This window comes from Shewanella goraebulensis (assembly GCF_030252245.1).
Classification (GTDB): domain Bacteria; phylum Pseudomonadota; class Gammaproteobacteria; order Enterobacterales; family Shewanellaceae; genus Shewanella; species Shewanella goraebulensis.
Genome location: NZ_CP126972.1, coordinates 4,005,789 through 4,022,435, shown reverse-complemented (window position 1 = coordinate 4,022,435; position 16,647 = coordinate 4,005,789). Strand labels below are relative to the sequence as shown.

Sequence of the window (16,647 nt, the reverse complement as noted above, 5' to 3'; positions counted from 1 at the left end):
TGTTTTATTTAGGAATAATGAAATTAAAGGCAATTTTTTTTTGCAAAATGTGATAATTTTTGCAAGTCCTATTTGCGCATTTGAAGGTTCCCACTTACAATATGCGCCTTAAATAACCAGATGTGCGGTGTGTCTAGCTTTTTTACATACTCCGTTTACCTCTTAACTAATCATTAAAGTTGAATCATGACCGAATTATCCAAATACAGAAACATTGGTATCTTCGCTCACGTTGACGCGGGTAAAACCACGACCACCGAGCGTATCCTTAAGCTAACCGGTAAGATCCACAAGATCGGTGAAGTACATGATGGTGAATCTACTACTGACTTCATGGAACAGGAAGCTGAGCGCGGTATTACTATTCAGTCAGCAGCAGTAAGCTGTTTCTGGAATGACCACCGTTTTAACGTTATCGACACTCCAGGCCACGTTGACTTCACTGTTGAAGTATACCGTTCGCTTAAAGTTCTTGATGGCGGTGTAGGTGTATTCTGTGGTTCTGGTGGTGTTGAGCCTCAGTCAGAAACTAACTGGCGTTATGCTAACGAATCAGAAGTTGCTCGTATCATCTTCGTAAACAAATTAGACCGTATGGGTGCTGATTTCTTACGCGTTGTTAAGCAAACTCAAGACGTTCTAGCTGCTAACCCATTGGTTATGGTTTTACCGATTGGTATCGAAGACGAATTTACTGGTGTAGTTGACCTTCTAACCCGCAAAGCGTGGATATGGGATGAAACTGGACAAGCAGAAAACTACAAGATCGAAGACGTTCCAGCTGATATGGTTGACATGGTAGAAGAATACCGTGAAATGCTAATCGAAACTGCTGTTGAGCAAGACGACGATCTAATGGAAGCTTACATGGAAGGCGAAGAGCCATCTATGGAAGACATTAAGCGTTGTATCCGTGCTGGTACTCGTACAATGGCATTCTTCCCTACTTACTGTGGTTCTGCATTCAAGAACAAAGGTATGCAGCTTCTTCTTGATGCTGTTGTTGACTACCTACCTGATCCAGTTGAAGTTGATCCACAGCCTCTTACTGATGAAGAAGGTAACGAAACTGGCGAACACGCTTTAGTTTCTGTTGACGAGCCTTTCAAAGCATTAGCATTCAAAATCATGGATGACCGCTTTGGTGCCCTAACTTTCGTTCGTATCTACTCAGGTAAGATCAAGAAAGGTGACACCATCCTTAACTCTGCTACAGGTAAAACTGAGCGTGTTGGTCGTATGGTTGAGATGCAAGCTGATGAGCGTAACGAATTAGATTCAGCTCAAGCTGGTGACATTATCGCTATCGTTGGTATGAAGAATGTTCAAACTGGTCACACTTTATGTGATGTTAAACATCCTTGTACTCTTGAAGCAATGGTATTCCCAGAGCCAGTTATCTCTATCGCTGTAGCGCCTAAAGATAAAGGTGGTTCAGAGAAAATGGGTATCGCTATCGGTAAAATGATTGCAGAAGATCCATCTTTCCGTGTAGAAACTGATGAAGATTCAGGCGAAACCATCCTTAAAGGTATGGGTGAGCTTCACTTAGACATTAAAGTTGACATCCTTAAGCGTACTTACGGCGTTGACTTAATTGTTGGTGAGCCTCAAGTTGCTTACCGTGAAACTATCACTAAGGTAACTGAAGATAGCTACACGCATAAGAAACAGTCTGGTGGTTCTGGTCAGTTTGGTAAAATTGACTACATCATTAAGCCTGGTGAGCAAAACACTGGTTTCACTTTCAGCTCTTCAGTTGTTGGTGGTAACGTACCTAAAGAATTCTGGCCTGCAGTTGAGAAAGGTTTCGCTAGCATGATGAACACCGGTACTGTTGCTGGTTTCCCTGTGTTAGACGTTGAACTAGAACTTACTGATGGTGCTTTCCACGCAGTTGATTCGTCAGCAATCGCGTTCGAAATCGCAGCTAAAGGCGCATTCCGTCAGTCTATGCCTAAAGCCGGTGCACAACTTCTTGAGCCAATCATGAACGTTGATGTATTCAGCCCAGAAGACAACGTAGGTGACGTAATTGGTGACCTTAACCGTCGTCGTGGTATGATCAAAGACCAAATGGCTGGTGTTACTGGTGTTCGTATTAAAGCTGACGTACCGTTATCAGAAATGTTCGGTTACATCGGTTCACTACGTACTATGACATCTGGTCGTGGCCAATTCTCTATGGAATTCGCTCACTACGCACCATGTCCAAACAGTGTTGCTGAAAAAGTAATTGCTGAAGTTAAAGAGCGTGAAGCTAAGAAGTAATTCTTAACTAAACTCTATAATTAAAAACCGCTGCCTTTGCAGCGGTTTTTTTATGCTCAAAATTCAAAGCTGACAATTTATCTTTTTGGTTATTGTTAATAGTAAGCAACAAGTGTCTTTTCAAGATCGGGTGTCTTTAGCGCCTTGCTGCTTATGTATCAAGATGTAGAGTGTTGGAAAATAGTACCAAGGAAGAGTGATGATTAAAGTAAGGCGCTTTACCAAAAGCGACGTAAAGCCTTTATGGCAGCTAAAGCTGAACACTATTCACAATGTTAACCGTCAGCACTATTCGTTAGCTGAGGTGACCGCGTGGGCGCCTCATGAGTACAATGAAAGCGCTTGGGTAGAAAGAGTGACAAAAATTAATCCGTTTGTGGCTGAGGTTAATCATGTGATTGCAGGTTTTGCAGATCTTCAAGATGATGGTTATATCGATCATTTCTACTGTAGCGCAGACTTTCAGAGACAAGGTGTGGGTGCTGCATTAATGCAAGCCATCTTCAATCAGGCTACAAAGTTAAAGCTTAACAGTTTGTATGCTGAAGTGAGTATTACCGCAAAACCATTTTTCAGCAGATATGGCTTTGTGGAAGAAGAGGCTCAAAGAGTGGAAGTTAGAGGTCAGAAGATTAATAACTTTGTCATGCGCAAAGTACTGTAAAATACTTTATAAAGTGCTTTAGAAAATTAGCAGCCATCAAAAATGCCACTGTCATAGGACGGTGGCATTTTATTGCTTGCACTATACAGGCTCAATAAAGCTTAGTTAGTGTGAGTGTTACCAACAATGGCTTCTTTGTTGTCAGCTTGAGCAACGTGACACTGGACGCAGAAGTAGTACTTATCGTCAAATTCGCCATCAGCTTTCACGTGAGATGCATCAACAGGCGTAGCTTTCATACGCGCTGCTTTCTCTGTGCTGTGACACGATAAACAACCATTTTTCTTCATGGTAATTTTATAAGAGTCTTTGTGCGGGATGAGTGGTGGCATATGCACAAATGTTCTTTCTAATGATTTACCACGGCTTGGGTAAGTCGCTTTAGCGTCTGCTGGCATTGTTGCTGTAATGGCTACATCGCCAGCTAGTGATTTAACAGTCACAGGAGCTGCTGTTTCTGGTGTTTGTTGACCTGAGCATGCGCTAAGACTGAGCACTATCGCAGCAAGGCTGAGTATTTTCTTCATGGTTTACACTCCGTCATATCCATTATTTTTTGTAAATGGATAGAGAAAATTAGTGATTGCGATGCCTATATTCCGTTTGATAAGACATCGCTTCAGTCAAGTTAGGCTTTAACAATCTTCACAGGACACTTCTTGAAATCCGTTTCTTTCGATAATGGATCCGTTGCATCAAGTAATAGTTTGTTTACCAGCTGTCTAGCATCAAAGAATGGCATAAATACCACGCCGACAGGTGGCTTGTTGCGGCCTTTGGTTTCAACACGAGTTTTAACTTCACCGCGTGGAGAAATCACTTTCACTTCATCACCATTTTTAAGACCGCGATTGCTCGCATCTTTAGGATGCATGAATACTTGTGCATCAGGGTATGACTTATGTAGTTCAGGTACACGGGCTGTCATACTGGCGGTATGCCAATGCTCAAGTACGCGACCGGTTGACATCCATAGGTCAAACTCTTCATTTGGCTCTTCAGCAGCAGGCTCGAATGGCAGAGCAAAAATCACTGCGCGACCATCAGGCTTGCCGTAGAAGTTATAACCTTCACCCGCTTTAACGTATGGGTCACTGCCTTCAACAAAACGACGAACCGTTTCGGTACCATTGACTACAGGCCAACGTTTACCGCGGTTTTCATGATAGTTGTCAAATGCATCTAAATCGTGACCGTGTCCACGACCAAACTGAGCATATTCTTCAAACAGACCTTTTTGAAGGTAGAATCCGAATGCATCGTTTTCGTCGTTGTAGTCGCCTTTACATTCAGAAGTAGGGAATTTATCCACTACGCCGTTCGCAAACAAGATGTCATATAAAGTCTTTTCAGCGTATTCAGGCTTTTTAGCAATTAACTCTGCAGGCCAAACTTCTGAAACCTTAAAGCGCTTAGAGAACTCAACAAGCTGCCATAAGTCAGACTTAGCGCCTTCAGGTGCTTTAACTTGCTGATGCCACATATGAGTACGACGTTCTGCATTACCATATGCACCTTCTTTCTCAACCCACATCGCAGTAGGAAGAATCAAGTCAGCTGCTGTTGCCGTTACTGTAGGATATGGATCAGACACCACAATGAAGTTTTCAGGGTTGCGGAAGCCTGGGTAAATTTCATCGTTAATGTTTGGACCGGCTTGCATGTTATTGGTACACATAGTCCAGTAACAGTTTAGTTTGCCATCTTTAAGCATACGGCTTTGAAGAACAGCATGGTAACCAGGTTTAGGCGGAATAGTGCCTTCTGGTAATTGCCATAAATCTTCAGTCATTGCACGATGCTTAGGATTTGCCACTACCATATCAGCAGGGAGACGGTGAGCGAATGTACCGACTTCACGAGCAGTACCACAAGCTGATGGTTGGCCAGTTAATGAGAACGGGCTGTTACCTGGAGTGGCAATTTTACCGGTTAGCAAGTGAATGTTATAAAGCATGTTATTTGCCCAAACACCACGAGTATGTTGGTTAATACCCATAGTCCATAAGCTCATGATCTTGATGTTAGGATCAGCATATGCTTTAGCCATTTCTTCAAGATTCTCAACAGGCACGCCACTCATCTCAGATGCGTATTCAGCAGTATAAGTACTGACAAACTTTGCGTATTCTTCAAAAGAGATAGGCTTAGACTTACCATTACCAGGGTTCTTTGCTTTCTTCTCAAGAGGGTGCTCAGGGCGAAGGCCGTAACCGATATCAGTCACACCTTCTGCGAAGTTTGTGTGTTTGCTAACGAAGTCTTTATTAACCGCGTCGTTTTGAATGATGTAGTTAGCAATGTAGTTCAAGATAACTAGGTCAGACTGTGGCTTAAACACCATCGCGTTATCAGCTAATTCAAAGCTACGGTTTTCGAAAGTAGAAAGCACGTGAACTTTGCTGCCAGCATGGCTTAAGCGACGGTCAGTTAAGCGTGACCATAAAATTGGATGCATTTCTGCCATGTTCGCGCCCCAAAGCACGAAGTGATCTGCCGCTTCGAAGTCGTCATAACTACCCATTGGCTCATCAATGCCAAAAGTACGCATGAAACCACCTACCGCCGATGCCATACAGTGACGAGCGTTAGGATCGATGTTGTTGGTTAAGAAGCCAGCTTTATGCAATTTAGATGCAGCGTAGCCTTCCCAAATAGTCCATTGACCAGAACCAAACATACCAACTGAAGTCGGGCCTTTTTTAGCGATGCTTTCTTTCCACTTGTCAGCCATAGTGTCTAGAGCAACATCCCAACTAACAGGAGTGAATTCGCCTTCTTTGTCATACTTGCCATCTTTCATTCTTAATAATGGCGAAGTTAAACGGTCCTTACCGTACATGATCTTAGAAAGGAAGTAGCCTTTAACACAGTTAAGACCTTTGTTTACAGGGCTTTCTGGGTCACCTTGAGTCGCAACAACTTTACCGCCTTTTGTTCCGACTAATACACTACAACCTACACCACAGAAACGACATGGGGCTTTATCCCATTTAATTTCTGCAGATTTTTCTTCTGCTTGAACCATTTTGATTGGTAAGGCAAGCCCAACAGCCGACGCGGCTGCAGTAGCGGCATTGGCTTTTAGAAACTCGCGACGGCTTATGCTCATGGTGTTTCCTCACTCTTTGCTGTTAGTTGATAACCTTGAAAGGTTAATCATCGTTTTATATGCCAAATAATGGCTTTATTCATCTCTATAATGTTGAGTTTAAACCTCACATTTATCATGGGTATACCTCGCAATGAGTATACTGGGGATTTATTGTCGTAGATCACATTTTATCATGTGATCTATAACACATTTTAGAAGTTACTCAGTCACTTATTTAGCTGGTGTTAATTTAAGCGATACATTGATTCTAGGTGAAGATGGGAGAAAATGAAGGGGAAGTAGTAGATTTAAATGGTTTTATTGATTGTTTTTATTTTGTTCATAAGTTGGTTTTAATTTAATCATTCACTCTTTATTCTCTTACCATTTACCTTAGTGCTTTCTGTGCGGATTGTTTAGTGTGTATCACATAGGGAGTAACGCACACTAATATCCAGTTAACTCCATATAACCATTGCCATTATGGCTGCCAATAACGTTAATGGGACCTTCCCAATAAGCAATGGATAATGGCATATTGCTATCAGGGTTTAGCGCACTGATAGTGACATCGATTTGCTCACTATTTATTGCTAGTTGCCAACTAGTGGGGTAGTTGCCACTGTCGGTTTGCTGCCAATTAATAGGCGTCATTGAAATATCATCAGGTGATTGCGAACTATTGATATTTCGTCCTGAGCCGTCAGAAAACATTCGTCTAGCACTATAAAAATCGGGCGTATCTTTATTTGCGCCGCGAAGCTGAAACACCATTAATGCAGAGCCATCATTTAATCTGATGGAAAACCAGTCCCAACCTTGTTGGGCTTTGGTGAGAAATTGTGAACTCCACTCTCTATCTAACCAAGCTTTACCAGAAACCAATTCTTGTTTTCCGTTGCGTGTAATCGTGCCAGTTAGATCTATAAATGGTTGGCTATAGTAATAGGAGGCGACGGCAGCATCAGCACTTTTAATGCTGTAACCCTTATTACCTTGCAGTTGCATTGGAGCGTGACTTATTAAAGACAACTGATAACTAAAATCGTCGTTTGCTACAGATAATGTCGCAGGAAAAAGCCCATCCGATTCACTAATCCATTGCCAGTTATCTAATTTTGCAGTGAATGGCTGGGCACTAATAGTGGCAAGGTTTGGATGGCCTCGAGACCATTTTTCGGCTGCTTGATGATTACTTTTTGAGGTTAACGCGGCATGAGCCATATACATCTGTGATGTTGCCCAATTAGTTTTTTTATCATCGCTTGAGCTATTAGTTGCAAGTGCAATTCTAAATTGTGTCCATTGAATACCAAGTTGCTCACCTGTTTGTGTTTGCATGTTGGCGGTTAAATACCACCATTCTTGACGGAAATTGTCATGGCTTTGGTGATCGGCAGGAAAAGAAAATTGATAATCAGGTGTGACACTGTCGTAATCTTCCATTTGTGAAGGTGACTCACCCAATAAACCGCCCATACTAATAGTTGTAGCGGGCTCAGGCTGACAAGCCACTAACATCAATAAAGCTGGCAACAGTAGCCATGAAATGGTTCTTTCAAGCTTGGCTTTAACAGATACAACAAATGATGGACAGATTATCGGTTTCATAAGGCCTCCTGCTGCAAACTATTAATCAGCGGCTTTCTTGTTTGCCAGTAAAGTGGAATTGCAATGGCGACAGCGCTAGTGGCTAATGCTATAAACACCACTCGAATATAAGCTTGCCAGTCCCATAACATGGCGATACTCCAGCCGAAGGCTTGAAAGGTCACTTTGTTAATTAGTAAGTACCCCAAAACGGCGCCAGTAGGTAATGCTACCAAGCATGTTAGAAGCACAATGAGCTGCATCTGCACAAATGTCATGATTCTTAACTTGCCTTTGCTTATTCCTAAAGCATAAAGCTTAGCCAGTGGTGCTTGCCTAGCTTGGGTTAACATTAAACAAGCGCTGAACAAGCCAATGGCCGCAACCATCAAGGTTAAGCTGTTGAGCACCATGGTAATAGAAAACGTTTGTTTGAACATGGCGATGGCTTGTTGCTTTATCTTGGCTTGGTTGTACATTTGCGCGTTAGAGATTAGTTTACTGTCGACTAACAATTGCTCAAGTTCGCTGATGTCACCTTGGTAACTGGCTGCAATACTTTTGGGTTTTTCGGGTAAACCTACTTTTTTCCATAATTCCTGGTCAATGACGACTTGGCCTTTAGGATTACCATAATCAAAAAATATTCCGCCAATGGTGGGTAATGTGTCACTAGATTCCAAGGTATTTCGAGATAATTGTGAGCTCGAGGTTTGTATAAAAGCTTCTATTTCAAAAGTGTCACCAAGGTTTAAACCGTATTTTATGGCGATAGGCTCACTGATGAGGATTTGATTGCCTAATTGAAATTCTTGCCATAAATCACTGGTTTGAGATTTTAATGAGCTGGTGACTTTGGTTGAGTATAAGTCACGGGTTACCAATTCAACTGGCATATTTTGATACTGTGACTGAACAGTCCACTGGGTATAAACACCACTGACTTTTTCTTTATCGCTTAAAAAGTCTTGTATATCGAGAATTTTATCGCCTGAAGGGCGCATGTATAAGTCAGCATGTAGACGGCTTTCGAGCCATGTTTTTAGGGTGACTTCAAAGCTTCCCACTAAGGTATTCATAGAGATATTGGCCGTTAACGCTAATAGCATTGCCATCATGGCAAGCGATAAAGGCCCGATTAACTCTTTGGTTTCAGCAATCATGTAATGCCATATACCCGCTGGGAAGATATGTGCGAGCCATTGGCTTATTTTGTATATGGTAAGCGGCAGCAAAAGAGGGATTGCGATAATCACCACGCCCATTAACCCTAAACTGACTTGGTACTGCTTGGCAAAAGGAAAGGCAATCGCGCAAGCAATTAGACTCAGTACTGCAAGGATAAATTGAACCTTATGGGTTCGAACGAGGTGGCGAACCTGGTTAGTTTTAGTACTTATTCGTGCAAGGGGTTGATTGGTGAGTTGTCTATATAGAGGTAAGCAAGCTAATAGTCCGGCAAATAAAGTCAGCCCAATTGCTTGCGCTAACCATTGCCATTGCCATGAACCCGGCATAAGTCTAGCACCGTAGAGTTGCTCTAAGGTCATTGCCACCATAGGTTGTAGCCACAAACTTAGTTGCAGTCCAAGGATAAAACCGATTATTGAACCAATTATAACCAGTAGCATTAGTTCGCAAATTAATGCCAGCATTAAACGTTTTTTTTGAATGCCCAACTGAAGCAATTGCACCAGTAATTTTTGCCGCTTCATTAAACTGTAGCGCACCCCGTTATAGGCGATGAAAAGTCCAACTACAAATGCCAACATACTCATGGCATTGAGATTCAAATGAAAACTACGAGTGAGCTCTTGTAGAGCTTGGCCTTGATCTTGTTCGGTAATATTAGCTTGTTCTTGAAGCAGGTTTTGCTGATTAATACGTTTAATCAATAACTCAGGATTATCAAATAACGCAATGTAAGAGAGCTGGTTTGGCTGATGTAATAGTTTTTGTGCCAGTGAAATATCAGCCACGATGGCGTTACCTAGACCAAAATCATCATTTAATCCGATGACGTCTAGTTTGATAGTGGCAGCATTCTCCTTGCTGGAATCTTGCAAATAAAACTCACCATTAGGGGCGATTTTATCTGCCAAGGACTCACTCATTAATAGAATGTTTTCAGCCGCGAGTAATCTAGCTATAGGGATATTAGGGTTAACAAAGGCGTTATTTTGACTGGCGTTATCATCTGCATTGTTGTCACTTGATGTTGTCTGGTTGACTTGTAAATTGATTGCTGCAAATAAATCACTGCCTTGAATTTGCCAGCGTCTTCCTTGTGAGTCCACTACAAGGCCATTCACAATGGCTAAGGCGTTGCTTATGCCAGATTGACGTAATCTAAAATAAACTTGCTCATTAAGGTAACGCTCCCCGGCTGTAGGTGTAATAAGTAAACTGGCTCTTTGGCTTAGGAGTTCAGTTGCTTCACTATAACTTCGAACAGCATTCTCGTTAGTTGATTTAACCCCAATAAGTAAGGTCACAGCTAAGATTATGCCAAGTAAAATAGCGCCAGCTTGCAAAGGCGCATGCCGGTAATGGGCAAAGAAAACACGTAAACTAAAACCTATTTCAGATAATGTATTTATCTTGGACACAATTGGTTTGTTGGCATCGTCAGTTTGAGCACGAATATTACTCATGGATTTTACCTTGCTCTAAATGCCAACGTCTGTGCATGTAATTGGCGCAAGTATTACTATGAGTCACCATCAAAACTGTTGTGTTAGCCATTTGTGCTAATTCACATAGCAATTGCATGACTTGTTGGCCGGCTTTTTCATCAAGGTTGCCCGTTGGTTCATCTGCGAGTAGTAATGCAGGTTGATGTACGAGCGCTCTAGCAATGGCAACACGTTGTTGTTGGCCACCGGATAAGGTTTCGACGGGTCTTGATAGCACCTCAGTGAGTGCAAGTTTATCAATCAGTTCATCGCACCAAGGGCTCCATTTCAACTGATTCAATTGTAATGGAAAGCGGATATTATCGATGACATTTAATGGGGTAAGTAGATTAAATTGCTGAAATACAATACCGAGTTGCTGACGACGAAAGTCACTCCAATGATTGTCCTGCCATTGCTCAGCTTGTTGACCTAATAGCTGCAGTGCACCAGAATCGATTCTTTCAAAACCTGCAATAATATTAAGTAGGGTGCTTTTCCCAGTTCCACTTGGCCCTGTTAGTGCAATGGTGTCTCCGATGTTCAATGTTAAATCGACGCAATCGAGTACTTGATGATATTGGTCACCATCAGTAAACCCTTTTGATACCTGCGTTAGTTGGCTGACAACTTGGCTCACATCGCTTCGCATAACAAGATCCAGTAAATCTATTAATTACATCATCATACGATAGTTTCGATCTTAAGGATCGATCTTAAAAGGGAATTTTAAATTCATTAAAAATAGTTCAGAAAATATATTGCGACTTTAGTTGTATCTAATGGCGACGATGACTAGCCTTTAAAGGGAGTAAGCTTACACTGAGTGTGGATTGTTTAGATGTATTTGTAATTGCAATCATAGGCTTAAGGTTTATAGTGGTAAGAGTGTTTTTTGAGCAGTTTAATCCTTCTTATGATGTATTGGTAATTATCAAACCATAACGTAATGTGAATGTTGCTGTAGTAAGCCAAGTTATGGATATCAGCAGGGTTAACTTGACGACAACCTAATTTCGACTTGCTAATGAGACTTGTATTTATGGATAAAAATAAGCAAAAGCTTCATAGTTTTCGAAGTCGAATTTTGGCTTATATTGCCTTGCCATTGATTTTAATCATGGCATTAGTATATGGGTTTAATGGCTGGATTAATTACCAAGAACATGAAAATGATGTCTATGATCGTTTAGAGCAACAAGCTGTTCTTTCAGCCAATCATCTTAATTTTGTTCTGGACTCAGTTCAAAATACCACTCGTGGTTTATCTGATTACTTAACTTATATCGATAGTGATGATTTATATGATGATATCGATAAAGTTGAAAACTTACTTATCAACCGACTCGAACGTAATCCTAGTATTTTTGGTAGCGCAATTGCTTACCGTCCCAACTTTTTAACTCAAAAGCTGCGTTATGCTCCGTTTGCTTACCGTGAAGGTAACAAGATCCATATTATGGATATTGGGGCAGAAGCGTATGACTACACTGATGGAAGTTGGAGTTGGTGGACTGACGCGATGGCAAGCAAAACCGGAGTATGGTCAGAGCCTTATTTTGATGAAGGTGCTGGTAACATCTTAATGATGACTTACTCTAAAGCCTTTGGAGCTGTTGATGATCGATATGGTGTTGTTACCGCCGATCTTGCATTAAACAACTTACCAAGTTTGATGAAAATCCCCAGTAAAAATCTCGTGATTCTTGACAGTAATGATCAGATTATTTTTTACGATGAAAAGAATAGTGACTTAAAAGGTAGCAGTGATAGGTGGCTATCTGACAACCCTCAAAATGACCAATTAAAATCACTTTTAACCAATAATATAGCAGGGCAAACTGAAGCGGTAACCGTTTCTGGTGACCGTTTTCTTGTTAGTGTTGCCAATGTTTCGTCGTTAAAATGGCAAGTGGTTATTGCTACCAGTGATAGTGAACTTAGACAATACTTTTTGTCTAATTTTTCACGATTAGCATTCATATTATTACTCTTATCTATTGCGCTGTTATTAACGAGTATTCTTGCTTCCAAGCGTCTAAGTCGACCCTTAGAAAATCTCGAAAATGGCATTATGGATTTTGGGGAAGGTAGGATAGATCGCCTAACTGCCGATCGTTCTAATATTTCCGAGGTATCAACATTAACCCAAAAATTTAACCAACTAGCTGCTTTGCTTGAAGAAAGAGAGTTGGCATTAAAGGACTCTACCGGTAGTCGTTTCGCAAGCTTAATCGATGGTATGAGTGATAAATCATTTTATTGTTCATTAGATGCTAATGGGCAATTAGCTCAAGTGAGTGATGGGGTTAAAAAGGTGTTGCAAGTCGATGCCGACACACTAAAACGCAAGTACCAACGTATGTTTACCAGTGATCCAATTAATGAAGCTAATTGGAATTACATGGAACAAGCACTTGAGGGCAAATCGGTGCCAGCCCATCAAGTTGAAATGCTCGCTGGTGATAGTGAAATAAGACGCTTAGATGTTTTCATGCAACCTTTAGTTGCCGACTCTGGTGAGCTAATTTCTGTAGAAATGCTTTTTACCGATGTCACCGAGCAATTCTCTGCTGCAGTATGGTCAAATGCTGTAATCGAGTCATCACCACAAGCGATGTTAATTGTGGATGAGCAGGGGGGGATTATTTTCACCAATACCCGCTGCCAAGAGTTATTCGGATATTCAGCTGATGCACTATTAAAGCTTAATGTGGAGTTGTTATTTCCTGAGCGATATAGGAGCAAACATGATGCTGTAAGAGCAGTGTTTTTAGAGCAAGGACTAACACGTTTCACTACACCTAAAGAAGGCTGGGTTGCATTAAAGTCTGATACATCTGAAATGCAGGTGGAAATTAATTTAGCCTTATTGCCTATTGCACATGACGGCAAAAAACAAATAGCGGCAACCATCCGTGATTTAACGAATCAAATGGCAATAGAAAGAAAGATCAAAGATAGCGAAAGTCGATTTAGAGGCTTGGTAGCAAATATTCCAGGGGCAATTTACCGAACTCGAATTGGTGATCATTGGATTATGGAGTATGTCAGTAACAATATTGCTGATATTACTGGTTATCCAGCATCTGACATTATTGAAAGTAACAAGCTGCAATTTAATACCATTATTCATCCTGATGATGATGCAGCTTGTTTTGCTGCAATATCTGAGGCAATTAACACTCAGCAAAGTTTCGATGTTGAGTACCGTATTTATCACCGTGATGGCAGTATCAAATGGATACAAGAAAAAGGTAAAGCCAGCTATGACGAGCAGGGCACACCTTTATGGTTTGACGGCAGCATCAATGATGTTACTGAAAGAAAAAGTGCCCTTGAAACCATCCAAAACTCTCAAAAACAATTAGAGAATATCACAGAATCCTTACCTAATTTAGTTTACCAAATGATATGGCATTCAGAGACTGAGCGGGAGTTTAGCTTTTTATCAGAAGCCTGCATAAGCATCATTGGATTTCCACGTGACATGTTAATGCAAGATTTTGATTTATTGATTGGTCGAATTATTGATAGCGAAAGACAAACCGTCATTGATGATCTATCGGGTAAAAGTACACAGGGCCTTCATTGGGTCACAGAATTTAGATATCGACATCCTTCAGGTGAAATTATCTGGCTGCAAGCTGGGGCGAAAGGTCAGGCGTTAGCCAATGATGCAGTGCTCTGGAATGGCTACTTAATGGATGTCACTGACAGGAAAAATGCCGAAAATCGCCTTGCAGACCGAGAAAAGCATTTACGAACCCTGCTTAACACCGCGGAAATGGGCATTGTGAATATCGATATTCATGGTGTGATCATTAATTGTAATGAACACTTTGGTCGTAATATCGGCATTAACTCAAATGATTTAGAAGGTAAGCTCTTTTTCGAGTTTATGGCCGTCGAGGATAAAAAACTCGCCAGAGAAAGATTTGAACTGTTAGTCAGTGGCGCTTTTGATAATTTTAATATTGAACCGAGAGTGCTCAGCCAAAGCGGTGAAGTTATTTGGATGGACATGACCTTTGCTGCGCTTAAGAGCGATCAAGGTGAAGTGACTTCATCTGTAGTTTCTATGGCTGATATTACCAGCTTAATGACGGTCTCGAACGAGTTAAAACAAGCGAAAGATGATGCGGATGCGGCAAGTAAAGCCAAGAGTGACTTTTTAGCTAACATGTCACACGAAATTAGAACACCTATGAATGCGATTATTGGTATGTCTCATCTGTGTTTACAAACGGACTTAGACAAAAAACAGCATAATTTCGTTGAAAAAATTGAGCGTGCATCAAAATCCTTGCTTGGGATCATTAACGATATTCTGGACTTTTCAAAAATTGAAGCCGGCAAAATGGAAATTGAGATAGTGCCGTTTCAGCTTGATACCATGCTGGAAGATCTCAGCGATATGTTTGCCGCAAAAGCCGCCGATAAACAATTGGAGTTGTTGTTCTCTGTTGCGCCCAATATCCCTAGTCACTTAATGGGCGATCCGTTGAGATTGAGTCAAGTGCTGATTAATTTGATGAATAATGCCATCAAGTTTACTGAGCGGGGCGAAGTGATCCTCGCGATTGAATCTATCACTCAGCAAGGTGATGAACTCGAACTTAAGTTTAGTGTTAGAGATAGCGGTATTGGCCTCACTCCTGAGCAGTGCAATAAACTGTTTAAGTCATTTAGCCAAGCTGATAGTTCAACCACCAGAAAATATGGTGGTACTGGCTTAGGCTTAGCGATTTGTAAGCAACTGGTTGAGCTCATGGGCGGTGAAATTGGAGTTGAAAGCAAGCGTGGTATAGGTAGTACATTCTACTTCACTGCTAATGTGAGTCAGGCTGACGACTTACAACTGAAGGTCACTCAAGAGTTGGAAGGAATGGAGATATTGGTTGTTGATGACAATCAAACCGCCCGAGATATTTTGCAAACTATGCTTACCAGTATGGGCTTTAATGTGGCGCTAGCCAAAGATGGTACAGAGGCTATATCCAAGTGCCATTCTAACGATTATCAACTAGCCTTAATAGATTGGAAAATGCCGGGTCTTGATGGATTAAAAACTGCTGAGACGATTATCAATCAAAGCGCTAATCCGCCATTGACGATTATGGTATCGGCGCATGCAACTGCTGAGTTTACTGATTCAATTAATCGCTTGGGCATTAATGGCTACATAACCAAACCAGTGAGTGCTTCACGTTTGCTTGATGCCATTATGTCAGCTCTAGGCAAGCAGGGGCATATGCCTGTGAGAGCGAAAGCCACTGAGCTTAATGAAGCTTTGTTAGACCAGCTCAAAGGCAAGAAAATATTGTTAGTTGAAGATAACGATATGAACCAAGAAGTCGCCACTGAGTTTTTAGAGCAAGTGGGGATTGAACTCACCATTGCTGACAATGGCCAAATTGCATTAGACAAACTTAACCAGCAAGACTTTGACTTAGTATTGATGGATTGCCAGATGCCTGTGATGGATGGTTATACAGCAACAGAGCATATTCGTAAAAATGCGGCTTACGAGCTATTACCTATTATTGCCATGACCGCAAATGCGATGGCGGGTGATAAAGAAAAGTGCTTAAACGTTGGCATGAATGATCATGTGGCAAAACCCATAGAAGTTTCTTTACTGTATCAAACTTTAATTAAATATTTGGGCGAAAATAATGTCGCTATCGAGTTAGCCAGCCCACAAAAAGCATCTGTAGATATAGTGGAAACATGGCCACAGCATCCTGATATTGATGTCGACCGTGGGTTACAGTTAGTACAAAACTCAGCGAGATTGTATCGAAAGATTTTGACCCGTTTTGTCGAAGGGAAACGCAATATTGCATCGCAAATATCTACAGCTGTAGAAACTAATAATCGAGATGACGCTATTCGTTTTGCCCATACGCTAAAGGGAGTATCTGGAAATTTAGCAAGCAATAAACTCTCTGAACTTGCTCAGGAACTTGAAAAGAACTTGATTGACGAAGTTGAGTTTTCAGTTGAACTTAATGCCACAGACGAATTGGTTCAATCATTATGTGACGCGATAGATTTATGGCTGAATAATAATGAGCTAAAGGAAAGTGTTGAATCGATTGAACTCATTAGCAATGACGCCTTTGTTGAGTTATTAGATAAGCTTTTAGAGTTACTAGATGAAGGCGATGCTAGTGCAACAGATATGATTGATAGCTTACAGCAACAAGTGAGTCAGCAAACTTGGCAACAGTTAAAACCAGTTGGGTTAATGATTAAAGGTTATCAATTTGAAGATGCGTTAGAGCAGATAAAGCAATTACGGCAGAATCTTAATTCATCGACAGATTAATATAAACAAGGAATATAGG

8 protein-coding genes are annotated in these 16,647 nt (G+C 41.2%); 3 read left to right on the top strand and 5 right to left on the bottom strand.

Annotated features, from left to right (window positions below; translation table 11 throughout):
- Positions 1–186 precede the first annotated feature (186 nt).
- Both fusA and QPX86_RS16990 read left to right on the top strand, forming a co-directional pair.
- Positions 187–2,271, top strand: coding sequence for an elongation factor G (fusA, locus tag QPX86_RS16995; RefSeq protein WP_220753891.1), 2,085 nt, complete (start codon positions 187–189; stop codon positions 2,269–2,271).
- A 199-nt stretch (positions 2,272–2,470) separates the two neighbouring features.
- The gene (locus tag QPX86_RS16990; protein ID WP_285163288.1) at positions 2,471–2,935 is read left to right on the top strand and encodes a GNAT family N-acetyltransferase; all 465 of its coding nucleotides are present in this window, start codon (positions 2,471–2,473) and stop codon (positions 2,933–2,935) included.
- Between the two features lie 101 nt (positions 2,936–3,036).
- Here the strand turns inward: QPX86_RS16990 and QPX86_RS16985 are convergent, their stop codons facing one another.
- The 5 genes from QPX86_RS16985 to QPX86_RS16965 form a co-directional block, all read right to left on the bottom strand.
- On the bottom strand, positions 3,037–3,462 hold the full coding sequence (locus QPX86_RS16985) for a nitrate reductase cytochrome c-type subunit (protein ID WP_285163287.1): 426 nt from the start codon (positions 3,460–3,462) through the stop codon (positions 3,037–3,039).
- A 101-nt stretch (positions 3,463–3,563) separates the two neighbouring features.
- Complete coding sequence (gene napA / locus QPX86_RS16980; RefSeq protein WP_220753894.1) at positions 3,564–6,047, bottom strand: nitrate reductase catalytic subunit NapA; 2,484 nt, start codon at positions 6,045–6,047, stop codon at positions 3,564–3,566.
- A gap of 429 nt (positions 6,048–6,476) precedes the next feature.
- Positions 6,477–7,640 (bottom strand): lipocalin-like domain-containing protein, encoded by a 1,164-nt coding sequence (locus QPX86_RS16975; RefSeq protein WP_407696600.1) that lies wholly within the window; start codon positions 7,638–7,640, stop codon positions 6,477–6,479.
- Positions 7,637–10,273 (bottom strand): ABC transporter permease, encoded by a 2,637-nt coding sequence (locus QPX86_RS16970; protein ID WP_285163286.1) that lies wholly within the window; start codon positions 10,271–10,273, stop codon positions 7,637–7,639. The genes QPX86_RS16975 and QPX86_RS16970 overlap by 4 nt, the downstream gene beginning before the upstream one ends.
- Complete coding sequence (locus tag QPX86_RS16965) at positions 10,266–10,946, bottom strand: ABC transporter ATP-binding protein (protein ID WP_220753896.1); 681 nt, start codon at positions 10,944–10,946, stop codon at positions 10,266–10,268. Before QPX86_RS16965 ends, QPX86_RS16970 begins: the two co-directional genes overlap by 8 nt.
- Before the next feature lie 390 nt (positions 10,947–11,336).
- Between QPX86_RS16965 and QPX86_RS16960 the strand changes: the two genes are divergently transcribed.
- Positions 11,337–16,628 (top strand): PAS domain S-box protein, encoded by a 5,292-nt coding sequence (locus QPX86_RS16960; protein WP_285163285.1) that lies wholly within the window; start codon positions 11,337–11,339, stop codon positions 16,626–16,628.
- Positions 16,629–16,647 lie beyond the last annotated feature (19 nt).

Bases quoted from the DNA above. Each gene is read 5' to 3' on its own strand.
- QPX86_RS16970 (WP_285163286.1), bottom strand. From the start codon at position 10,273: ATGAGTAATATTCGTGCTCAAACTGACGATGCCAACAAACCAATTGTG.
- QPX86_RS16960 (WP_285163285.1), top strand. From the start codon at position 11,337: ATGGATAAAAATAAGCAAAAGCTTCATAGTTTTCGAAGTCGAATTTTG.
- QPX86_RS16985 (WP_285163287.1), bottom strand. From the start codon at position 3,462: ATGAAGAAAATACTCAGCCTTGCTGCGATAGTGCTCAGTCTTAGCGCA.
- QPX86_RS16990 (WP_285163288.1), top strand. From the start codon at position 2,471: ATGATTAAAGTAAGGCGCTTTACCAAAAGCGACGTAAAGCCTTTATGG.
- fusA (WP_220753891.1), top strand. From the start codon at position 187: ATGACCGAATTATCCAAATACAGAAACATTGGTATCTTCGCTCACGTT.
- napA (WP_220753894.1), bottom strand. From the start codon at position 6,047: ATGAGCATAAGCCGTCGCGAGTTTCTAAAAGCCAATGCCGCTACTGCA.
- QPX86_RS16965 (WP_220753896.1), bottom strand. From the start codon at position 10,946: ATGCGAAGCGATGTGAGCCAAGTTGTCAGCCAACTAACGCAGGTATCA.
- QPX86_RS16975 (WP_407696600.1), bottom strand. From the start codon at position 7,640: ATGAAACCGATAATCTGTCCATCATTTGTTGTATCTGTTAAAGCCAAG.